Source organism: Mesobacillus subterraneus, from assembly GCF_003937825.1.
Classification (GTDB): domain Bacteria; phylum Bacillota; class Bacilli; order Bacillales; family Cytobacillaceae; genus Mesobacillus; species Mesobacillus subterraneus.
Genome location: NZ_RSFW01000007.1, coordinates 14,011 through 33,502, shown reverse-complemented (window position 1 = coordinate 33,502; position 19,492 = coordinate 14,011). Strand labels below are relative to the sequence as shown.

27 protein-coding genes are annotated in these 19,492 nt (G+C 44.8%); 12 read left to right on the top strand and 15 right to left on the bottom strand.

The window, feature by feature from the left end:
* Nucleotides 1–10: 10 nt before the first annotated feature.
* From EJA10_RS04885 to EJA10_RS04875, 3 genes are all read right to left on the bottom strand, one after another.
* On the bottom strand, nt 11–244 hold the full coding sequence (locus EJA10_RS04885) for a glutaredoxin family protein (RefSeq protein ID WP_125478896.1): 234 nt from the start codon (nt 242–244) through the stop codon (nt 11–13).
* Between the two features lie 147 nt (nt 245–391).
* A complete protein-coding gene (locus EJA10_RS04880) occupies nt 392–850 on the bottom strand; it encodes an NUDIX domain-containing protein (RefSeq protein ID WP_125478895.1) in 459 nt (152 codons plus the stop codon).
* Nucleotides 847–1,470: a histidine phosphatase family protein gene (locus tag EJA10_RS04875; RefSeq protein WP_425462065.1), complete on the bottom strand. Its 624-nt coding sequence runs from the start codon at nt 1,468–1,470 to the stop codon at nt 847–849. The genes EJA10_RS04880 and EJA10_RS04875 overlap by 4 nt, the downstream gene beginning before the upstream one ends.
* A 441-nt stretch (nt 1,471–1,911) precedes the next feature.
* Here EJA10_RS04875 and EJA10_RS04870 point away from each other — a divergent pair, with 441 nt between their 5' ends.
* Nucleotides 1,912–2,484, top strand: coding sequence for a hypothetical protein (locus EJA10_RS04870; RefSeq protein ID WP_125478893.1), 573 nt, complete (start codon nt 1,912–1,914; stop codon nt 2,482–2,484).
* Nucleotides 2,485–2,564: 80 nt separating this feature from the next.
* Here the strand turns inward: EJA10_RS04870 and EJA10_RS04865 are convergent, their stop codons facing one another.
* From EJA10_RS04865 to EJA10_RS04845, 5 genes are all read right to left on the bottom strand, one after another.
* Nucleotides 2,565–2,798, bottom strand: a complete 234-nt coding sequence (locus EJA10_RS04865; RefSeq protein WP_125478892.1) for a hypothetical protein — start codon at nt 2,796–2,798, stop codon at nt 2,565–2,567.
* 71 nt (nt 2,799–2,869) lie between these two features.
* A complete protein-coding gene (locus EJA10_RS04860) occupies nt 2,870–3,244 on the bottom strand; it encodes a DUF952 domain-containing protein (protein WP_125478891.1) in 375 nt (124 codons plus the stop codon).
* A gap of 12 nt (nt 3,245–3,256) precedes the next feature.
* A complete protein-coding gene (locus EJA10_RS04855; protein WP_125478890.1) occupies nt 3,257–3,439 on the bottom strand; it encodes a hypothetical protein in 183 nt (60 codons plus the stop codon).
* Nucleotides 3,440–3,487: 48 nt separating this feature from the next.
* Nucleotides 3,488–4,075, bottom strand: a complete 588-nt coding sequence (locus EJA10_RS04850; RefSeq protein ID WP_125478889.1) for a coiled-coil domain-containing protein — start codon at nt 4,073–4,075, stop codon at nt 3,488–3,490.
* Between the two features lie 153 nt (nt 4,076–4,228).
* On the bottom strand, nt 4,229–5,476 hold the full coding sequence (locus EJA10_RS04845; RefSeq protein WP_125478888.1) for an MFS transporter: 1,248 nt from the start codon (nt 5,474–5,476) through the stop codon (nt 4,229–4,231).
* 363 nt (nt 5,477–5,839) lie between these two features.
* Here EJA10_RS04845 and EJA10_RS04840 point away from each other — a divergent pair, with 363 nt between their 5' ends.
* The 3 genes from EJA10_RS04840 to EJA10_RS04830 are packed head-to-tail and all read left to right on the top strand — an operon-like array spanning nt 5,840 to nt 6,968.
* On the top strand, nt 5,840–6,295 hold the full coding sequence (locus EJA10_RS04840; protein ID WP_125478887.1) for a GNAT family N-acetyltransferase: 456 nt from the start codon (nt 5,840–5,842) through the stop codon (nt 6,293–6,295).
* A 47-nt stretch (nt 6,296–6,342) separates the two neighbouring features.
* The gene (locus EJA10_RS04835; protein ID WP_125478886.1) at nt 6,343–6,528 is read left to right on the top strand and encodes a hypothetical protein; all 186 of its coding nucleotides are present in this window, start codon (nt 6,343–6,345) and stop codon (nt 6,526–6,528) included.
* 20 nt (nt 6,529–6,548) lie between these two features.
* Nucleotides 6,549–6,968, top strand: coding sequence for a hypothetical protein (locus EJA10_RS04830; RefSeq protein ID WP_125478885.1), 420 nt, complete (start codon nt 6,549–6,551; stop codon nt 6,966–6,968).
* 44 nt (nt 6,969–7,012) lie between these two features.
* Here the strand turns inward: EJA10_RS04830 and EJA10_RS04825 are convergent, their stop codons facing one another.
* The 3 genes from EJA10_RS04825 to EJA10_RS04815 form a co-directional block, all read right to left on the bottom strand.
* Nucleotides 7,013–7,915: a GNAT family N-acetyltransferase gene (locus EJA10_RS04825; protein WP_211340532.1), complete on the bottom strand. Its 903-nt coding sequence runs from the start codon at nt 7,913–7,915 to the stop codon at nt 7,013–7,015.
* Nucleotides 7,916–8,023: 108 nt separating this feature from the next.
* Nucleotides 8,024–8,224 carry a hypothetical protein gene (locus tag EJA10_RS04820; RefSeq protein ID WP_125478883.1) on the bottom strand — a complete coding sequence of 67 codons (201 nt, stop codon included), beginning with the start codon at nt 8,222–8,224 and terminating at the stop codon, nt 8,024–8,026.
* 116 nt (nt 8,225–8,340) lie between these two features.
* Entirely contained in the window at nt 8,341–8,856 is a 516-nt protein-coding gene (locus tag EJA10_RS04815) for a DoxX family protein (RefSeq protein WP_125478882.1), read from the bottom strand.
* A 215-nt stretch (nt 8,857–9,071) separates the two neighbouring features.
* On the opposite strand from EJA10_RS04815, the gene EJA10_RS04810 reads away from it, so the two are divergent.
* Genes EJA10_RS04810 through EJA10_RS04800 form a run of 3 tightly spaced genes read left to right on the top strand, consistent with a single transcriptional unit; the run spans nt 9,072 to nt 10,370 of the window.
* Entirely contained in the window at nt 9,072–9,443 is a 372-nt protein-coding gene (locus tag EJA10_RS04810) for a VOC family protein (RefSeq protein WP_125478881.1), read from the top strand.
* Nucleotides 9,444–9,476: 33 nt separating this feature from the next.
* Nucleotides 9,477–9,899 (top strand): DUF1801 domain-containing protein, encoded by a 423-nt coding sequence (locus EJA10_RS04805; RefSeq protein WP_125478880.1) that lies wholly within the window; start codon nt 9,477–9,479, stop codon nt 9,897–9,899.
* Nucleotides 9,900–9,911: 12 nt separating this feature from the next.
* Nucleotides 9,912–10,370 (top strand): SRPBCC family protein, encoded by a 459-nt coding sequence (locus tag EJA10_RS04800; protein WP_125478879.1) that lies wholly within the window; start codon nt 9,912–9,914, stop codon nt 10,368–10,370.
* Nucleotides 10,371–10,432: 62 nt separating this feature from the next.
* Here the strand turns inward: EJA10_RS04800 and EJA10_RS04795 are convergent, their stop codons facing one another.
* A complete protein-coding gene (locus EJA10_RS04795) occupies nt 10,433–10,948 on the bottom strand; it encodes a DoxX family protein (RefSeq protein WP_125478878.1) in 516 nt (171 codons plus the stop codon).
* A 578-nt stretch (nt 10,949–11,526) separates the two neighbouring features.
* On the opposite strand from EJA10_RS04795, the gene EJA10_RS04790 reads away from it, so the two are divergent.
* The 3 genes from EJA10_RS04790 to EJA10_RS04780 all read left to right on the top strand — a co-directional run bounded on the left by EJA10_RS04790 (nt 11,527) and on the right by EJA10_RS04780 (nt 13,017).
* Nucleotides 11,527–12,252 (top strand): YhcN/YlaJ family sporulation lipoprotein, encoded by a 726-nt coding sequence (locus EJA10_RS04790; protein WP_170169070.1) that lies wholly within the window; start codon nt 11,527–11,529, stop codon nt 12,250–12,252.
* Between the two features lie 138 nt (nt 12,253–12,390).
* The gene (locus tag EJA10_RS04785; RefSeq protein WP_125478876.1) at nt 12,391–12,705 is read left to right on the top strand and encodes a hypothetical protein; all 315 of its coding nucleotides are present in this window, start codon (nt 12,391–12,393) and stop codon (nt 12,703–12,705) included.
* Nucleotides 12,706–12,813: 108 nt separating this feature from the next.
* Entirely contained in the window at nt 12,814–13,017 is a 204-nt protein-coding gene (locus tag EJA10_RS04780) for a transcription initiation factor TFIIIB (RefSeq protein ID WP_125478875.1), read from the top strand.
* Nucleotides 13,018–13,080: 63 nt separating this feature from the next.
* Here the strand turns inward: EJA10_RS04780 and putP are convergent, their stop codons facing one another.
* Nucleotides 13,081–14,550 (bottom strand): sodium/proline symporter PutP, encoded by a 1,470-nt coding sequence (gene putP, locus EJA10_RS04775; RefSeq protein ID WP_125478874.1) that lies wholly within the window; start codon nt 14,548–14,550, stop codon nt 13,081–13,083.
* 551 nt (nt 14,551–15,101) lie between these two features.
* Here putP and EJA10_RS04770 point away from each other — a divergent pair.
* The gene (locus EJA10_RS04770) at nt 15,102–15,632 is read left to right on the top strand and encodes a GNAT family N-acetyltransferase (protein WP_125478873.1); all 531 of its coding nucleotides are present in this window, start codon (nt 15,102–15,104) and stop codon (nt 15,630–15,632) included.
* A 253-nt stretch (nt 15,633–15,885) separates the two neighbouring features.
* Nucleotides 15,886–16,683 (top strand): N-acetylmuramoyl-L-alanine amidase, encoded by a 798-nt coding sequence (locus EJA10_RS04765; protein ID WP_125478872.1) that lies wholly within the window; start codon nt 15,886–15,888, stop codon nt 16,681–16,683.
* A gap of 110 nt (nt 16,684–16,793) precedes the next feature.
* Here EJA10_RS04765 and EJA10_RS04760 read toward each other — a convergent pair whose 3' ends face one another.
* The gene (locus EJA10_RS04760) at nt 16,794–17,579 is read right to left on the bottom strand and encodes an SDR family oxidoreductase (RefSeq protein WP_125478871.1); all 786 of its coding nucleotides are present in this window, start codon (nt 17,577–17,579) and stop codon (nt 16,794–16,796) included.
* 126 nt (nt 17,580–17,705) lie between these two features.
* Nucleotides 17,706–19,370, bottom strand: a complete 1,665-nt coding sequence (locus tag EJA10_RS04755) for a catalase (protein WP_125478870.1) — start codon at nt 19,368–19,370, stop codon at nt 17,706–17,708.
* Nucleotides 19,371–19,492 lie beyond the last annotated feature (122 nt).

Below are 19,492 nucleotides of genomic sequence, written 5' to 3'. Positions count from 1 at the left end.
CTTTTTTGCATTATTTATTCACATACTGCATCAGCGTTTCCGGATCAAAACCGAGAACCCAATGGCCGTTCACCTTTGTTTGCGGTACGCCCATCTGGCCCGTTTCTTCCACCAGCTCGCGAGCAGCATTTTGATCAAATTGAACATTCACTTCTTTGTAGTTTAATCCTTGACCCTCAAGGAATTGTTTCATCATTGTACAGTAAGGTCAAGTATTGGTTGTGTACACCGTAATATCGTTCATTTTCCTGCCTCCTTCATCTTATATACCCTTATCTGTATTTTGAATCATCCCGGCAATGCTGTCAATTGATCAACTTTCCGGGATACACTTGTTTTTCCCTATTTGCTGTGAAAAAAAACAATACCCATAACCGAATAGGAATCCTGGTTACTTTTTCGTTTGTTTTTCAATCCATTCTTTAAAGAACTCTTTCGTATCCTGGTGTGTCAGCATTTCTCCCACCTGATCGAATTCGATTAGTTTTATGGAATCAATCTCCTGATCTTTAGGAGTTAGGGAATCTGCATTACCTAGGAACTCCACAAGAAACATCGTGGTCTCCTGTTTTTCAAATCCGATTTTCTCCTTGATGTGATCTGGAAAGCTGAAATGAATCTTCTCTTCGAATTCCTTTATAACTTTATATTCTCTGGAACCTGTTTCTTCATATAATTCACGGAGAAGTGTCTCCTTAGTATTCCTATCACTTTCTTCTATTCCGCCCTTTATGAAGTCCCATTCCCCTTTAATTCTATGTTTACCGTTCACTGTATTGATGTTTGTTTTATGTACGATTAAGCATCGGTCTCCCTGAAAAACGATTGCCCCCACCGCTTTTCTAATCAATTCTTTACCGCACATTCCAGGTGGGACATATCCCCCTCGACGACAATGCTGCAGTTTTCCCCGTCCAGTTCCACGATGGTAAGGCTGGTATCATGGATATATGGAGGCTCCCATAATTTTTCCGCAGGTTGATTTTTAAAAGAGGCCAGCAACGTTTTGATGACAACTGTGTGTGTAACAACGAGAATCTTCCCAGTCTCATGCTTCTCCCGAATGGACTGGACTGCCTGCAACACCCTGGTTTTCAAGTCCTCAAAACTTTCCCCGCTGCTTGTTTCATACAAATGAGGAGCATTCCAAAACGAATGGAATTCCTCCGGATATTGCTCCTGGATCTCAGTGGCCGTCCGCCCTTCCCAGTCCCCCATATGGATTTCCCGAAGCTGTTCTTCAAGATAAAACGGAAGCTCCCTGTCACCCATTATTAATTTCGCAGTCGAAACCGTTCTTTCACTTGGGCTCGCATAAATGGCATCAAACTCAATATCCCTCAAGCTTCCCCCTAAAGAAACCGCGTTGGCCATCCCCTTCTCCGTCAATGCAGAATCAAGCCAGCCCTGCATCCGCTTTTGCGTATTCCAGACCGTCTCCCCATGCCTGGTTATGTATAAAGTCAGCAAAATAACCCCACCTTTTGTATATTGGAAAAATCGCTAATGACTTCTTTAAAAATCGTTATTTCTCCTGCCTTCGAACTTATAAAAAATGCTGTCAAAAGTGACAGCATAGTTTTCAACTTGAATTTCATTGAACTCTCACGGCTGCAGGTTCCTAATGTTAGCCATAAACTCCCCAACGTTAACTCCAAGAATGTAGGACCCATACCAGATCCAAATTGTTAACACAACTGCTATAAGGACAGGATGCTTTTCTATAAGGCTTTTTCGTTCTTTTGAGAAATCGACCATATTGTCAGCTCCTTGTTTATGTAGTGGCAGTATTTTTGAAAAATTTCACAAATACTATTATAGCATTTAAATAACCCTATACAGGTTTTTACATAAAAATATCCAAATTTGAAATAATATGATTAAAACAATTACCTCAAGGAGTCATTTACAGTGGAAAAGAGCCGCATCGAACAATTTGATGAGATCGTAAAAATGAGACAAGAATCACAACAAGCACTAAACCAATATTGGCTTGATAACGCCCTTTATACCTCATTTGAATATTGGATGATGGTCTCTTTCCTGCTGGTTCCGCTCATTATCCTGTTTTTTAAAATCGACAAATCCAAAATCTTTTTCATGGGCTTCTTTGGTTACAGTATTCATGTTCTGTTTGGTTTGGTTGACACCTTCTCAAAAAATACAGGATTGCTGAACTACCCTTTTCCAGTAATTCCCACCATTCCAGGACTATCACTCGAAACCAGCCTGGTTCCCGTAACATTCATGCTCGTATATCAATGGACATTGAACCACCAGAAAAATTACTACCTCTACATGGGCCTGACAGCAGCCATATTAGCATTCGCCTTCAAGCCCTTCATCACAGCCCTAGGACTATTCAAACTATACGGAAACTCAACCTACTATCACCTTTTTTTCGGGTATATCCTCATCATACTCGGAGCCAAACTCATTACAAACATTTTCCTGTGGACAGAAAAGAAGTATCGCAAAACATAGGGACGGTTCTCCTGTTTTTGGAAAAACACAGGGACGGTTCTCTTGTTTCATATCTTAAAAACAATCAGAAACCCTGAGCGCTAGGAGAGCAACCCTTTTATTGACACCAAAAGGATCAAAAAAGATAAAAAGAATAATCCGTATCCTGAGTAAGACTTTCGATCTTTCTTAAACTCTTCAAGCCCCATTACTGACATAAGAACACCCAGGAGGAGGATGGTGTACGGGAGTAATTCAAAGTGATCGGTGAATAATCCATACAAGGCCATTGATAATATGATAAGACTGATGACTCTTCTGAATATAGTTAACATGATATAACCTCCAAAACGATCCCATTCTCCCAACGCCATATTCTCTCGTTAAAAGACCTGTTTGAGTTTCATCACAATTTTCTTCCTTTCACAAAAAAATCGTGGTGCTCTAACTCTTTGTTCAAAACAAAATCCCCTTTTTCATTTTTCAAAAAGGGAACAACTTTAACAACGGAATCAAGATTTAATTCACCATAAATATGCGGGTATTCTCTTCCGCAATGATCATGGTCTTCCCACTTTATTTCGGCAGTCACTTTACTACTGTCGATGCATAACAGTAACAGAGGTTCTTTAACACTTTTAAAATTAGGAGCTACTCTCCAAAAATCATCGATGGAGGAACAGTGAATAAAACCAAATGCCTCTACGGACTCTTCTCCATAACTGGTTTTCCCCTTACATTCGTTCCACTTGCTTTCCGTTATACAATGCAAAATGATCATTTTTCATCTCTCCTAATTCGAACAAGCTCTCACAATTAAAACAAAACCGACAACAATCAGAATCGAAACGACATTGACCAGACAGCCGCTGCTTGGGGAGCCAGTATAAGCTTGAGTCCACGCATTATTCAGGGCAGCACCAGGATTCTTAAGCATTTCCTTTGCCTTCAACCTTTCTCTTTCTTTTTCAGACATGAGCCTCCACCTCTCACTCTTTATCCACAAGCCTGATCTCTTCTATCCTCAGCTTTCCGTCTGGTCGAGATAGCCGGCTGCCTTGGTCATGATTAGTTGATAATCGTGTCTGAGCTTTGCAGTGGTTTGATAGGTTAGCGCTATTTTTCCTTCTTCAAGCGTAAACTCTTTTAAATCCGTGATGACATTCGGCTTCCATTCTATCGATCGATTGACAAATGAGAAACTGCACGGGCAAGTGCCTTCGCTGTCCAGGGTGGAAAAACCCGTAAAGTTGACGAGCGCAATGAACTTGATAGCATCCTCAAATGTATCCACTGATTTATACTTTTCAACAGCACTGATGGCTTCTTTAAAATCTTGGTAGCGAACGGGAGACTTCATTGCAGAATTTTTCTGTTCCAAGTCACCAACCACCTCTTCAAGACGTTTCTGCTCTTCCCTTAGCTCATCAGCCTCACTCAATGTATTTTCCAATTCCACTTGCAAACTGGAGACTTTCTCGGCTGCTCCGTCCCGGTCTGCCTGCAGTTCTGCCGCAAGCCTGGAGGTTCTGAGATTATCAAAAATGGCGATTCCTGCGATAACCAGCAATAAGACAATAGCCCACGTTAAAAACTCTTTCTTCAAATCCATAACAAGCGCCTCCAGTTCCCAAGCTCATACTAGACCATACGGATTTGATCCTCATAAGTTTCAGAATAAACCAAAAATATCCAGGAAGTTTCTTAATCAAACGTTTGATTAAGAAAAAAAGAGCCGCAAAATAGCAGCTCTTCTCACATTCAATTAATTCGCGTTTGATTCAGTCGCCACAGGCTCTCCTGCTGCAAGCAGCACCTGGTCGCGCCCGAGGAAGAAGGTCAGGACGATGAGCAATACTCCCGTTCCAATCAGCATCCATTCGATGGCGACGAAATCCGCCAACGGCCCAAAGATTAACATGCCAATCGGCATCATCGAGGTAGAAATCATCCCCATGACCCCGAACACCCTTCCCAGATAATTTTCTTCGACTTTCTCCTGCAGCAACACGGTTGTCGGTGTATTAAAAATCGGCATAGCCACTCCGAATAAAGCCATAAATCCGAGATACAGCCAGAAGATTGGAACAACACCGAGCGCCAATGTACAGGCTCCCATGATAAAACTGGCCAGTGTCATCGTCCTGACTCTATTTTTATAACCGCCCCATGAAGCGATGATCGCGCCCCCAGCCATCATGCCGATGGAAAAGGCAATCTCGATGGCAGTCAGTTCCCACACATCGCCGTCAAAACTGCGCGTCACTTGCAATGGCGTCAAGAACGCAGCTGGCGCCATCATCACCAGGAAGATGGCAAAGAAGAAAAAGAGCCGTTTCAGAAAGGCATGCCCGCCAACATACTTGATTCCTTCTTTAAAATCGCTGAAGTAGCTGGTAGTTTGTTTTTCCGCAGCCTTCTCATGGACAGCAATTTTCAAGAAGAATAACAGAGTGACAATCGCAATCGCCGCCGTGATCACATCGATAAAAAAGATGATTTCAATCGATGCCATTGCCAATAGCGCGGCACTGACCATTGGCGATACAAACATGATGACGGCCTGGATACTTCCGTTCGCGCCGTTCACCTTCGTCAGCTTATCCTTTGGGACGATCTGCGGTAAAATTGCCCCTACTGCTGGCGTTTGGATTCCCGTTCCCAGCGCGCGAATCGCCGCCATCACAAAGAGCAGCCAAATGGAATCGTATCCCATCAAAAAGAGGATCGCCAGGAGCAAAGTGGAAAGAGCAATCATTCCATCAGCTAAAATAATCAGCCATTTCCGGTTGTACCGGTCCGCCCATACCCCTGCGACCGGCGATAATAGAAAGGTTGGAATGAAACCGCAAATGATGTACAAAGTCATCATCAAACCTGATTGTGTGGTTAACGTGATATGCCACATAATCGCGTATTGAACCAGAGACGACCCAAACAGGGAAATCGTCTGGCTGCTTAAAAAGAGAATGATATTCTTCAGCCAATTCTCTTTGAGTTTTTCTGCAGTCATGGACTAACCACTCTTTTCTTTTAGTTTTTTATATGCTGTGCCCACGCTTATGCATATAAAAAAAGAGGGACTCCCCCTCTTATCACATACTGGCTGTATAAAAGTTTCCTTAAAATAGACAGACCAATCGCATAGGCAGTTTTTTTCAAACGTATTCAGTTCACGATTGAAAAGACTCTTAGTCTCATTGATGCTGTCAAAAGGAAAACCCCCAGTGCTTCATAATGTAATTATCATACCAGAACAACTTTAAGAATGGCAATTGATACTGGAAAACGCGCACTGAATTAGAAACTAGTTGTCTGCATTTGACCCGCGGGTTATGATATTGCTAATTTATTATACAGATTTGAGGGCTATTTTATGGAAATTAAAATCGATGATTTAACAGGTTCTGAAATAATCTCTCTCATTCAGGAGCATCTGCATGGGATGACGCTCCACTCCCCTCCTGAAAGCATTCATGCCCTGGCTCTTGACGAATTGAAGAAGCCGGAAATTACCTTTTGGACTGCCTGGGATGACGGGCAGTTGCTGGGCTGCGGCGCATTGAAGGACATTGATAACAAGCACGGCGAACTTAAATCCATGAGGACAGCCTCTGCCCATCTGCGTAAAGGAGTTGCCCAGGCCATGCTCGAACACATCATGAAAGAAGCCCAGCGACGCGGATATCAAAGAATCAGCCTCGAAACAGGATCCATGGACGCGTTCCAGCCAGCGAGGAAACTCTATGAAAAATACGGCTTCCAATACTGCCCGCCCTTTGCTGACTATGAGGAAGACCCTAATAGTGTATTTATGACGCTGAAACTTTAGGGGGGAGTTTGCCGTAGAAGAACTATCCCAATTTTTCAGGAGGATTTATGCAAAAAGGAAAACTTAAAAAGCCTAAAGAAACCTGCAAGAAGAAAAACAGCGGACCCTCCCCTGAACTTTGGATAACCATTGTATTGGTACTCTTAATTCTTTTAGCTATCCCCTTAATCATGATGATTGACTTTTTTGCTTATTGGATCATGGTAACGGACCTTTTATCCTCATTTTCATGAGGGAAGTATTCTTAACAGGTGTGTGGGGTTTAATTTTTTTATTAGCTGGTTTATTTGTAGCCCTTGGCAGTACTTACATGATTTTGACCAAGAAAGCAATTAATCCTAAAGGATTGATTATGCCCGGTGCCCTGCTCACTGTCATCTTTCTAGGACTGGCATATGGATTTTTAGGAGTTTACTGGGATGACTATGCAAAAGACGCGCTGACGTATGTTAGACAAGGAGCGGAAGAAAAAATCATTGTTTTGAAAGAATATGAAGTTGATCAGGATTTCGGGAGATTCAGCGGACCAACCGAATATATTTATATAACCTCACAAGGAGAAGCCTTTACAACGCAGACCATTTTTGAGGTTGATCTTATATTAGGAGCAGAGTATAAAGTCCACTATCTTTCGAAAACAAATTACTTGGTTGGGATTGAAAGAATAAACTAATGCTTTTTATTGAAAATCCACCTTAATCTAAGGTGGATTTTCACTTATTTCAATTCAAAATAATCCATCGTAGACGTTTCCACAAAACCGCACGATTGATATAGATTGAGCGCATTCGAATTCTCCGCTGCTACCTGTAGCATGATTTCCTTGGCATTCGCTTCCTTCAGCTTCTCGATAGCCATCAGCAGAAGCGCTCTGCCGTAACCTTTTCGACGGTGCTCGGGTAAAACTCCGAGCCCAAAGATCGCACCTAGCTTTGAGGTTAGCTGCAGGTTGACCTTACCAATGATTTCCCCGTCTTTTTCAGCGAGATAGGAAGTCATTCCGCGCTTTTCCTCTACTTCAGGAAGAATCATGTCATCTGTTTCCATTTCATTTTCCTCAGAATACTCATCGTTAAAATAAATCGCGTTTTGCCTCGCGATTTCCCTGGCATCCGCGTTCGTTGCTTTTCTAAAAGTAATGCCTGAAGCTTCTTCCGCAGCTGAAGCTTCTTCCTTCAAATACATCTCATACTCTGAATGTTTATACTGTGCGCCGGTTTTGGCAATGAATTTTTGTCCCGCTTCAGAGTTTCGGTCGCTTAGCAGCAGCATGCTGCCTGAATCCCTGCGCTTCCACTCGGCAAGCACCAGCTCAAATAACTTCGTGAAGACACCCTGGCGCCTGTAGTCCGGATCGACGACCCCATTCACTTCCCATGGACCGCCAAAGCTGCAAATTCCGATATAGCCAATCAGCTTCTCCCCATCGAAATAGAGAAATTCATTCAACTCTTGAAGACCTTTTTCTCCGCTCTCCACACCAAGCTTATAATCCAGCTCAAGCTTAAGAGCCGTTCGATCGTGCTGGATGCACTTTTCCTGAAGCTGATTGATCAGTTGATAATCTTCCGGATCAATCGTTTCTTTCAGCTTAATCCATGGTTTATGTATGGTTGTCACAGGCACTCCTCCAGATTTCTCCATTTTAATTTGATTATAGTCTATCTGGCGGACGATTCACATCCATTTTTTAGACAAGGAGTCACCTACTCCTTTTCGGCGGATTTGTCAGCCACCTTCCACACATGTGCCAGATGAACTTCCCACCGTGGCATTGAGTTCATCTAATATTGCTGGCAGAATGTCGCTTTCCACTAATGTCTCTAGTGGTTTATTTACAATAAGTATATTGTGCTTAATAAAAACATCAGCTGTATCTCCCCAGATCTGCACGATTGCTTCTGGTGTCATATTGGATTGGATGACCATACTGTTCCCTCCTTCAGTTTGTCTCCTTCTACCGTAACATTTTTTGTATAAAAAATAATGGCTGCCGAGACTCTCGGCAGCCATCTTTTTATAGTTAAAGGGGGATTTAACTAGCATTATGCAGCGTTCCGTGCGGTTTCTTCACCGCGTTTGAAAATGTTTTTGCGAAGGAATGGAACGACCCAGCGGTCCAAACCGTATTTACCAGCATTGTAGCCAGCGAACAGGATGATGAAGCCGAAGAAGATGTCTGTTGGGTTGTGAGATACCGTTCCAGCCAGGAAGAAGCTGAAGTTCATCACTAGTCCGAAGAACATCGCAGCAGTTGTCAGTGTACCTAGGATTAACCCAAGACCAACAAGGAATTCACCAAGCGGAACGATGAAGTTGAAAATCTCAACGTTCGGGATCGCGAAGCTTTCAAGGAAATTCACGTACCATCCGTAAACCATGTTTCCGTCTGGGCCTTTTACCGGATTGGCAACCGCATTTTTCAGATAGCCGGTAGCATCAAATCCTTCACCAGTCAGCTTGCCCCAACCAGCAGTCATCCAGTTATATCCTAGCCAAACCCTAATCACAGTCAACAGGCCAGCAGCAATGTTGTTTTCTCTTAACCACTTTGCAAACATTGTCCTCACTCCAATAAGTTAATTAGTATTATTACACTTATAAGATAACAAATAAATCTCGAAAATAGGGGTTTTTGTGAATCAATTCACAATTCTGTTGAAATGTTTTGAACGAATTATGACAGCATGGAAAATTACTAAGTTTGTTGTGAATTCCCCCTTACTTGTCTATACTAAAAATATATCTGAATTTTCAATAAAGCGGGGATGAAGGAATGAAACTAGGTGCATTTTCAGTAAGTTTAAATGTCAAAGATCTTGCGGTTTCAAAGGCTTTTTACGAAAAGCTGGGCTTTCAGGCTTTAGGGGGAGACCCTGCTCAAAATTGGCTGATCATGAAAAATGAAAATTGCATTATCGGACTGTTCCAGGGAATGTTTGAAAAAAACATCCTGACCTTTAATCCTGGCTGGAACCAAAACGCCGAAAATCTGGACACTTTTACAGACGTAAGAGAGCTTCAGAAGCAGCTGAAAGAAAGCGGAATCAACCTCCTGTCAGAAGCAGATGAAACCGGTGAGGGTCCGGCACATATTATGATCGAAGACCCAGACGGCAACCCGATCCTATTGGACCAGCACAGGTAAAAATTTTTCAGCCGAAAGGAGTCACTCCTGACAATGTACGAACTGAAGACAAAGGAAAATGACAATAGTGTGATTGAGTTTATCGAGGCAGTAGACAGCCCGAAAAAGCGTGAAGACGCCTACCGTTTATTGGACATTTTTACAGAAACGACGGGTTATTCGGCGAAAATGTGGGGACCGAGCATTATCGGATTTGGTTCCTATCATTACAAGTACGATTCCGGGCATGAAGGAGATGCCCCGCTCGTCGGCTTCTCGCCTCGGAAAGCAAAAATCAGCCTTTATTTTGCGACGGGCGACACGGAAAGAGAAGCGCTATTGAAGGAGTTCGGCAAGCATACCTCAGGAAAAGCATGCGTGTACATAAATAAAATCGCAGATATTGATGTGGAAGTATTAAAAGCACTGATCCATCAGTCTGTGACATTTTTAAAAGAAAGATATCCGACCAAGTAAGGAGAAACATAAATGGAACCTATCACGATACCCGACCTTTCAGCCAGGCCTCTCGGTTTTAAAGTCGAACGGATAATGAAGTCCCAACCAGATGTCCTTTACAGAGCCTGGACCGAAAAGTTCGATGAATGGTTTGCCGAACCCGGGACACTGATCATGAAGGCAGAGGTCAATTCAGTCTTTTTCTTTGAGACCGTCTTTAAAACCAGTGAACAAAGTGAAAAAATGCGCCATCCCCATTACGGAAGATTTCTCAAATTGGTGCCAGACTCCCTGATTGAATTCACCTGGCTAACCGGAGCAGATGGAACCAAAGGCGCGGAAACAGTCGTGACGATCGAACTTGAACCCAGAGACAACGGGACCCTTTTAAGCTTGGAGCACAAAGGCTTTCCCGATGAAGAATCTAAAGGAAGGCATGATGATGCCTGGGTGATGATTCTTGAGTATCTGGATGAAAAAATGAAATAAAAACAATGGCTGCCGAGCAATTCGGCAGCCAATTTTATAGTTAAAGGGGGATTTAACTAGCGTTATGCAGCGTTGCGTGCGGCTCCTTCACCGCGTTTGAAAATGTTTTTGCGAAGGAATGGAACGACCCAGCGGTCCAAACCGTATTTACCAGCATTGTAGCCTGCGAACAGGATGATGAAGCCGAAGAAGATGTCTGTTGGGTTGTGAGATACTGTTCCAGCCATGAAGAAGCTGAAGTTCATCACTAGTCCGAAGAACATTGCGGCAGTTGTCAGTGTACCAAGGATCAATCCAAGACCGACAAGGAATTCACCAAGCGGAACGATGAAGTTGAAAATCTCAACGTTCGGAATCGCGAAGCTTTCAAGGAAGTTTACGTACCATCCGTAAACCATGTTGCCATCTGGACCTTTTACCGGATTCGCAACCGCATTTTTCAGATACCCAGTAGCATCAAATCCTTCACCAGTCAGCTTACCCCAACCAGCGGTCATCCAGTTATATCCGAGCCAAACCCTAATCACAGTCAACAGGCCAGCAGCAATGTTGTTTTCTCTTAACCACTTTGCAAACATTGTCCTCACTCCAATAAGTTAATTAGTATTATTACACTTATAAGATAACAAATAAATCTCGAAAATAGGGTTTTTTGTGAAGGCATTCACAATTCTGTTGAAATGTTTTGAACGAATTATGGCAGAAGAGTATTTTTGCTATCAGATGTTTCCCCCTAGTGACTATTCCCCTTCAACACCTTAGCTTTTGAGATGCCAAAAAGATTTATTGGTGACCTCTTTTTCCCCAATTTCGTTTTTTAGGTCACCCATACGCTTCATTGGTGACCTCTTTTTCTCCAATTCCGATTTTTTGGGCACTCATACGCTTCATTGGTGACCTCTTTTTCTCCAATTTCGTTTTTTAGGGCACTCATACGCCCTATTGGTGACCTCTTTTTCTCCATTTCCGATTTTTAGGTCACCCATTCGCTCTATTGGTGACCTCTTTTGCTCATTTCATTTTTTTTAGGGCACCCATTCGCTTAATCGGTGACCTCCCTTCCACAATTGGATAACTAAAACATCTCCCAAGATGCATAGTCCTGGTTTTTCAAGCCATGATAAAAATGAACAACAAACAACAAGGAGTGAACATCATGAAGAAGCCTATTCTTTTATTGAGCAGTGCGGTTTTTGCGCTTGGTCTTGCCGGCTGTGGTGCGAATAACAATGCTGCTAATGATACCAACGGGAACACTGGAATGCGTATTCAGACAAACCAGGCGGGTCGTGGCACGGCTACGGATAACCAGAGACTTCGTGTTGCCGATCGTGCCGAGCGTCAGGTTGAGCAGATGGCAGAAGTGTCTGACGCACGTGTCATCATTTCCAATAATAATGCGTATGTTGCCGTCAGACTTGCGGACGATGAAAACGGGAATGCAAGGGTCAATAATGCGATGGATGGAAATGGCAGAACGTTTGCCAATAATGGTCGCGTCGATCAGGATGATGATCGCGCTGGCAATAACGGAATCATTGATGGCAAAGGCGACGCTGGAACCGGTCAGAGACAAAATGCTGGCACTGCTGGAAACCGTAACAATATCTTTGGTGCGGATGATGGCAACGGAACCGATATCGGCAATGCTCGCGGTGGAACTCGCGGCAATTACAGCCTCGCTAACAATGCTTTTGAACAGGAAGTCGCTGACAAAGTCCGCCAGGCTCACAGAGGAATAGATAATGTGTATGTATCTGTGGACAATACAATGTATGACCAGATGGGAACATTCTCAAACGATATCCGTACAAACAGAAACCGTGATGGCCTATTCAGGGACTTCACCAGAACGATGGACGGATTCTTTGGCGGAAGATGATTTTGTAAAAGAAAGCACAGGACACGTTTCCTGTGCTTTCTCTTTTTACCGAATTGTTAATATCTGGACTTTTAAAGTCTGAAAAATCGGGAATATACAGTTCAAAGAGAAGTTACATTTCGAATGGAGGAAACGACCATGAAGAAATCAACTAAAAACTTTGTCCTGGCTTCCCTGCTTTCGGCCGGCGGTGCGGTCCTGCTGACTGCCGCATACCGTAAGAGCCAGAGAGATGTGATTCGTTTTCTTGAAGATACAGATATGAGGAACAGCGAGAAAATCGACCAGATGGAAAGTGTCGATGCAGGTATTGATCCTGCTGAAAGAGGCCTGACACAGCTTGATTCTGCCTACCGCGCAGAATGGGTCGCCAATGGATTCCCTCAGACCCATATGGAAATGGAAGAATTAGAGAAGGAATCGGATAATCCCAACTATGTTCCCAGCCTATAATGATACTGCCCGCCTTTAACGGCGGGTTATTTTTATAGGAAAAATTGAAACTTCCTCCTCTTGTGAGCGTAAATGTAGGTAGTATCGTTTCGGAGAGGGTGGATCTCAATGAATTACGCAAACATGACAAAAGAGTGTCCCAAGTGCGGCGGCACGGACCTTGGGAGAGGCAAGCACAATGGATATGGAGTTATGTATCCTGATGGCAAAATGAGTTTGGGTTCCGAAGTGCTGTATATCATTTGCACGACCTGCGGGTATGTGATTGAAAGCTATGTGAGGAAACCTGAGAAATTTAAAGGGACGCTGTAGTGACCCTCTTTTATGCAAAAAAAAACCTCGCCAGCTAACTGCCGGCGAGGTTTTTACCATTACTTACTCAGACATAATGTTTTCCATTTCGTTAAACTCTTCTTTGACTGCTTTTCCTGGGCCGGTTGTCATTTTACTTACGACAATCACGGCAATCAGGCTCAAGAAGAAGCCAGGGATCATCTCGTACATGAATTCAGACAAGCCATCGATGCTGATCCAGATAATGACGGTAAGCGAACCGACGATGATACCGGCTAGCGCACCCCAGCGGTTCATCTGCTTCCAGTACAAGCTCAGAAGCATAACCGGACCGAATGCTGCACCAAACCCGGCCCATGCATTACCGACCAATGAAAGAATCGTATCGTTAGGCGTATAAGAAAGGGCAATACCAACTAATGCAACAAGCAGCACGGCTGCACGGCCGACGAATACCAGTTCCTTATCAGTCGCTTCGCGGCGGAAAAACGCTTTGTAAAAGTCCTCCGTCAACGCACTTGATGTAACAAGCAGCTGTGAAGAAATCGTACTCATGATCGCAGCCAGGATCGCTGCAAGCAGGAAGCCCGTGATATAAGGATTGAACAGGATATTCGCGAACATGATGAATACAGTTTCCGGATTTTCAAGCGATACACCGTTCACCTGTACATACGCAATACCTACAAGACCGACTGCCAATGCACCAATGATGGATACAATCATCCAGGTCATCGCGATTCGTCGTGCAGGTTTCAGCTCATCCATCGACTTGATCGCCATAAAGCGGACGATGATATGCGGCTGGCCGAAATAACCGAGTCCCCATGCCAATAGTGAAATGATGCCAAGGAAGGTCGTCCCTTTGAAAAGATCCATCATCGTCTGATCGATTGCGCTCACCGTATCCATGACGTTCGTTGGTCCGCCAAGCTCTGTGAAAGCAACGACCGGCACCAGTACAAGCGCAATGAACATGATGACGCCCTGGACAAAGTCCGTCAAACTAACAGCCAGGAAGCCGCCGAATAGTGTATAAACAATGACGACACCAGCTGTCAGGAACAAGCCCCAGCGATAATCGAGACCGAATGCTGACTCGAATAATGTACCGCCTGATACTAGACCCGCAGATGTGTAAAGTGTAAAGAAAATGATGATCACGACTGCAGATACAGAACGCAGGATCTTTGTCGTATCAGAAAAGCGGTTTTCAAGGAAATCGGGGATTGTAATTGAATCATTCGCCAGCTCCGTATACGTACGAAGTCTGGGAGCCAAAATGAGGTAGTTCAAATAGGCACCAATCGATAAACCAATGGCAATCCATGCACTGGAAATACCCGACGTGTACATGGCGCCCGGCAAGCCCATCAGCATCCATCCACTCATGTCAGACGCACCTGCTGATAAAGCCGTCACCGAAGGTCCAAGGCCGCGGCCTCCAAGCATATAGTCTGACAGGTCAGACGTTTTGCGGTATGCATACAATCCGATCAGGATCATTGCTATAAAATAAACTGCTAAAGAAATAAATACTTCAAAAGTCACCAAATCTCTCCTTTTCGTTTTCCCTAAACGAAATAATTAACATAGTGGTTAGAACAAGCGCAAGCGCCTTGGTCAGCCCCGATAAGCGTTGGAGGGCCGACCAGGGAAGTCGGTCTTTGACTTCATTGGGCGGACCGAAACGTCTCGAGCTGCTCAAAGCTAACGCTTCTCGCAAGATACTCGGAGAAGTCTTTCGGAGATGAAAACTGGCTAGGCGCTGGAGCTAGACAATAAGAAATCGGCTAACGTAGAAGAATCAAATTCTCAAATATAAATAGCATAAAAGCTATCCAGCCAAACCACACAGAAAAATTCTTATGTTAATTATGCCGTCCAAGTTTTTTCGTCCCCTCAGGGGGGCTACGGTTATCTAACCTAACAAACATTCTAAGGTGTTTCAAGGATGTTACATGATATTACATGACCGCAAAACCCGCGTCCTGACCAGCATGTCAGGATTGAGAGCGCTTACAAATTTTATTGAAGTAAATTTATTTAGAATATTCAAAACAATTATTTGCGGTATAATTCTCTTAGAAAGGAAGATGAAGATGACAAGGATTCTTTATGAAAAAATAACCCCTGATCACGTGGACCTGATTAAAGATCTCTGCAACGAATTAATGGTCTACCAAAAATCTTTAGCAACCATAGCTCCCGAGCGTTTTGACAGCATGAGCTTTGAAACAAGGATGCTTCCTTCAGTGGAAAATGCTTCAGCGAACTTCATCCTGGTCGCAAAGGATGGCGAGCAAATTGTCGGCTACGTTTATAGCAACGTCTCTCCGAAAGATGTGTATTCAAGCGAATTTGCCACCTTCTTCGATATGGACTCAGTGAAAACCGCTGAAGTCGGCTGCCTCTCGCAGTTTTACATCAAAGAAGGCTACCGCAGTCTGGGGATCGGGTCAGTGTTATTCGAAAAATCAATGGAATGGCTCGACACCTTCCCGGAGATTGAAGACCGATTCATCTATGTCTCGAACGGCAACGAAGCCGCGCTGAATTTTTACATAAGCAAAGGCTTCAAGGTCAGCCATCAGATTCTTGATGGGTTCATTACAGTACTTCGGAATACATAACAATGTCCCCCTGGATTCAGGGGGGACATTTTGACTCTGATTAATCCAAACTTTGAAAACGGGCAGTTTAGCGGTTATGCTATTCCCCAAATTAATCCTCCTTCAATTGGCCGGGCCTCACTTCCTTAAGTATCCTGCAAGCACCCGCACGGAAGCTTCCTATTTCCCCTCCATTTAAGGGACAGGTACCCTTACCAATACTTTTTTCCTACATATTCTATAGAGAACGGCCAATGATAAAGGAGGAGATTCTATGAAATTGTATCTAGATGCAGGCCATGGCGGTTCGGATCCCGGCGCACAGGGGAACGGCCTTCGGGAAAAGGATTTGACCCTTGATATTGCGCTTAAAATCCGTTCAATCCTGCAGAACGGCTATGTGAATATTGAGGTTAGGATGAGTCGGACAAGCGATATTACCAAGAGTATGCGAGAGCGAACTGATGAGGCGAATGCGTGGGGAGCTGATTTCTACCTATCCATTCACATTAATGCCTTTAATGGTGCGGCGCAAGGCTACGAGGATTTCATTTACAGCGGCCTGTCAGACAGTTCCGCAACAGCTAGATACCGCGATATCATACACGCTGAAGTCATGAAGCTGAATCAGCTGAACGACCGCGGAAAAAAGAAGGCAGATTTCCACGTGCTTCGCGAGAGCTCAATGGACGCGATGCTTTCAGAAAATGGCTTTATCGACAACACGCGTGATGCAAATCTGATGAAGCAGGATTCCTGGCTTAGTGATGTGGCCCAGGGCCATGCGAATGGGATTGCGAGAGCATTCAACCTTACACCAAAACAAAATAGTGACCGCGGAAGCGTAATGTATCGTGTCATCGCCGGCTCATTCAAGGAACGCAGCAACGCAGACAGACGCGTAACAACTTTGAAGGGAAATGGGATCGACAGCTTCGTAACCACTGAAACCATTTCAGGAGAAACCTGGTATCGTGTACAAGCCGGGGCTTTTTCCAGCCGCGAAAATGCTGAATCAAGAGTCCGAGCAATCGAACGCCTTGGTATCGACGCTTTTGTTACCACAGCCTAATAACAACTCGGGACATTATTATGACAGCCTACAGTAACTTGGGACCACGTCTTTATCACGCCAGCCTATATATATTAAGAGCCGGATCGCTATTGATCCGGCTCTCGATATTAGATCTCCAACGTCCATCGTTCTTCTTCCGTCTTTTTGAGCTGCTTTTCCGTTTCCTCCGGGTAGACTGTGCGAAACTTGTGCTGATCAGCCGGGATGATTTCAACCATTTTATCGATCATATCCTCAGGATCGAACTGATTTTTCAAAGCTTCTTCCTGCTTTTCCATATCCTCTTTCCGGGTAAAATTCTTTTCCTCATCGAACCATTTCCATTTTTCCTCGGCGGCCCGGTCGTTGAAACCTGTCTTGAACGCTCCTGGATTGATCGTTGCTACTTTTACATTGAACTCTTCAAGCTCCGACTTCATCGTTTGTGCAATTCCTTCAATCGCATGCTTTGTCGCGGTGTATGGCCCAACATAAGGTGTTGCCGAAATCCCGGCCATCGAGCTCATGAAAACAATCTTCCCGCTGCCTTTTTCCACAAGTTTTCGCGCAGCGAGCTGCACTGTTTCAAGCGTAGCGAATACGTTCACCTCGAACAGGGTGCGAAACCGGTCCATCGGCACCTCCGCAAGCGGTCCGCCTTCATTGATCGCTGCATTGGCGACAAACACGTCAAAGTCGTATTCCTTAATTTGTTCCCGGTCCCGCTCGTTGGTAATGTCTAGCTTGAACACTTCTATATCAAGATTCTGCTCCTCCACTTCCCTCATCAGGTCTGTCTTTTGGGAGGTCAGCTCAGTCGTCGCAATCACTCGGTGGCCTTTTTTCGCAAGACCGAGTGCTGCGCCTCTGCCAAGCCCGCTTCCGGCACCCGTGATGAAAATCGTTTTAGCCATTTCAAGTTCCTCCAATCCATTTGGACTATCCTATCCATCTTCCCGTGAGCCTGCAGGATGAAACATTATATAAAAAAGACTGCAAGGGAGTCTGAGCAATCGACTCTCCATGCAGCCCTTTCGCTTTTAATAAGGATCGGCCTCGTGGCTTTTGTTCACTGCGTCTCTTGTTGCTTCGTTAGCAGCCAGTGACCCTTGTCCATACTTTGACTTGCCGGCTTCACGGCCCGGAACGGAGCTCTCAGCCGATGCTTCCTTCAATTCTTTCGTTCTCATTTCGATGCCTTCCTTCACCCGGCGGCCATAGTCTTCATCAGCCTGCGTGAAATGCTCGATCATCGCATCCTGGATCTTTTTGTTGCATGCCGCAAGTGCTTCGGACAGGTTTTTGATCAATTCGTCGCGCTCCCAATCCTCAAAGCTGCGGTATGTGTGTCCGGCCTGGCCATAGTTGTTCGGGCGGTCAATCGGCGCACTCATTGCTGCCGCATTATAGGTTGGGTGATGCGGTTTATTTTCACTGCGTGCTTCCTCAAACCCGCCGAGCATTGATGGTTCATAGTTGATATGCGGATTGTCTCCGGACTCTTTCGGGTCACGGGTGTCCATTTGCCCGCGGTGCTGGTTCGTGCGCACAGGTGCTTTCGGCGCGTTCACCGGCAACTTCAGGTAGTTGGCCCCAACACGGTAGCGCTGCGTATCAGAATAGGAGAACGTCCTCCCCTGCAGCATTTTATCATCCGAGAAATCCATGCCATCCACAAGAACCCCTGTACCAAAGGCCGCCTGCTCAATCTCAGCGTGAAAATCGACCGGATTCCGGTCAAGGACCATGCGGCCAACCGGCAGCCATGGGAACTGATCCTCTGGCCAAAGCTTCGTATCATCTAGCGGGTCAAAATCGAGTTCCGGATGGTAATCGTCCTCCATGATCTGGACAAATAGCTCCCATTCCGGATATTCCCCTTTCTCAATCGCTTCATATAAATCCTGTGTTGCATGCCCGACGTTCTTCGCCTGAATCTCATTTGCCTCTTCTTGCGTCAGGTTGCGGATCCCCTGCTTCGGTTCCCAGTGATACTTCACGAGCACAGCCTCACCATTGGCGTTTACCCATTTATACGTATTAACGCCTGAACCCTGCATATGGCGGTAAGTCGCCGGAATTCCCCATGGCGAGAACAGGAAGGTGATCATATGTGTCGCTTCCGGTGTACGTGAAACGAAGTCAAACATCCGCTCCGGATTTGGCACGTTCGAAGCTGGATCCGCTTTGAACGCATGAATCATATCTGGAAATTTCATCGCATCACGGATGAAGAAAATTTTCAGGTTGTTGCCGACAAGATCCCAGTTGCCTTCCTCGGTATACATTTTTACCGCGAAACCGCGAGGATCACGTGCTGTTTCCGGCGAATCCTTCGCACCAGCAACTGTGGAGAAACGAACCATCAGCGGTGTTTTTTTACCGGCGCCTGAAAAAACCTTTGCGCGTGTGTACATCTCTACGGGCTCATCGCCTACTTTGCCATACGTCTCAAAATACCCGAAAGCACCAGACCCTCGTGCATGAACCACTCGCTCCGGAACCTCTTCACGGTCAAAGTGGGAAATCTTTTCGATAAAATGATAGTTCTCGAGAGTGGCCGGCCCCCGGTTGCCGATCGTCCGGATGTTTTGGTTGTCCCTTACCGGATGGCCCTGGCGAGTCGTCAACGTCTCGCGTTTCACATCTTCCTGGTTCGTTTTTTTGTCCTGATCCAAAATGAAAACCCTCCTCCAATTTGTCATCTTATCTTTTCTCGCATTAGGAAAAATATACAGGGTCCAAGTTGATATGTATCATTAGAAAGCTTCTATACGTTCATCCCTTTATAAAAATTTTCCAATATACCCATACCCTTTAAATTTCC

What these genes read in the sequence shown, in the direction of transcription:
- EJA10_RS04815 (WP_125478882.1), bottom strand. Translation starts at nt 8,856, where the DNA reads ATGTTTGCAAAGTGGTTAAGAGAAAACAACATTGCTGCTGGCCTGTTG.
- EJA10_RS04845 (WP_125478888.1), bottom strand. Translation starts at nt 5,476, where the DNA reads ATGACTGCAGAAAAACTCAAAGAGAATTGGCTGAAGAATATCATTCTC.
- EJA10_RS04785 (WP_125478876.1), top strand. Translation starts at nt 12,391, where the DNA reads ATGAAGAAATCAACTAAAAACTTTGTCCTGGCTTCCCTGCTTTCGGCC.
- EJA10_RS04755 (WP_125478870.1), bottom strand. Translation starts at nt 19,370, where the DNA reads ATGACAAATTGGAGGAGGGTTTTCATTTTGGATCAGGACAAAAAAACG.
- EJA10_RS04790 (WP_170169070.1), top strand. Translation starts at nt 11,527, where the DNA reads ATGAAGAAGCCTATTCTTTTATTGAGCAGTGCGGTTTTTGCGCTTGGT.
- EJA10_RS04820 (WP_125478883.1), bottom strand. Translation starts at nt 8,224, where the DNA reads ATGGTCATCCAATCCAATATGACACCAGAAGCAATCGTGCAGATCTGG.
- EJA10_RS04805 (WP_125478880.1), top strand. Translation starts at nt 9,477, where the DNA reads ATGTACGAACTGAAGACAAAGGAAAATGACAATAGTGTGATTGAGTTT.
- EJA10_RS04795 (WP_125478878.1), bottom strand. Translation starts at nt 10,948, where the DNA reads ATGTTTGCAAAGTGGTTAAGAGAAAACAACATTGCTGCTGGCCTGTTG.
- EJA10_RS04840 (WP_125478887.1), top strand. Translation starts at nt 5,840, where the DNA reads ATGGAAATTAAAATCGATGATTTAACAGGTTCTGAAATAATCTCTCTC.
- EJA10_RS04800 (WP_125478879.1), top strand. Translation starts at nt 9,912, where the DNA reads ATGGAACCTATCACGATACCCGACCTTTCAGCCAGGCCTCTCGGTTTT.
- EJA10_RS04810 (WP_125478881.1), top strand. Translation starts at nt 9,072, where the DNA reads ATGAAACTAGGTGCATTTTCAGTAAGTTTAAATGTCAAAGATCTTGCG.
- EJA10_RS04770 (WP_125478873.1), top strand. Translation starts at nt 15,102, where the DNA reads ATGACAAGGATTCTTTATGAAAAAATAACCCCTGATCACGTGGACCTG.
- EJA10_RS04765 (WP_125478872.1), top strand. Translation starts at nt 15,886, where the DNA reads ATGAAATTGTATCTAGATGCAGGCCATGGCGGTTCGGATCCCGGCGCA.
- EJA10_RS04865 (WP_125478892.1), bottom strand. Translation starts at nt 2,798, where the DNA reads ATGTTAACTATATTCAGAAGAGTCATCAGTCTTATCATATTATCAATG.
- EJA10_RS04860 (WP_125478891.1), bottom strand. Translation starts at nt 3,244, where the DNA reads ATGATCATTTTGCATTGTATAACGGAAAGCAAGTGGAACGAATGTAAG.
- EJA10_RS04855 (WP_125478890.1), bottom strand. Translation starts at nt 3,439, where the DNA reads ATGTCTGAAAAAGAAAGAGAAAGGTTGAAGGCAAAGGAAATGCTTAAG.
- EJA10_RS04780 (WP_125478875.1), top strand. Translation starts at nt 12,814, where the DNA reads ATGAATTACGCAAACATGACAAAAGAGTGTCCCAAGTGCGGCGGCACG.
- EJA10_RS04760 (WP_125478871.1), bottom strand. Translation starts at nt 17,579, where the DNA reads ATGGCTAAAACGATTTTCATCACGGGTGCCGGAAGCGGGCTTGGCAGA.
- EJA10_RS04835 (WP_125478886.1), top strand. Translation starts at nt 6,343, where the DNA reads ATGCAAAAAGGAAAACTTAAAAAGCCTAAAGAAACCTGCAAGAAGAAA.
- EJA10_RS04850 (WP_125478889.1), bottom strand. Translation starts at nt 4,075, where the DNA reads ATGGATTTGAAGAAAGAGTTTTTAACGTGGGCTATTGTCTTATTGCTG.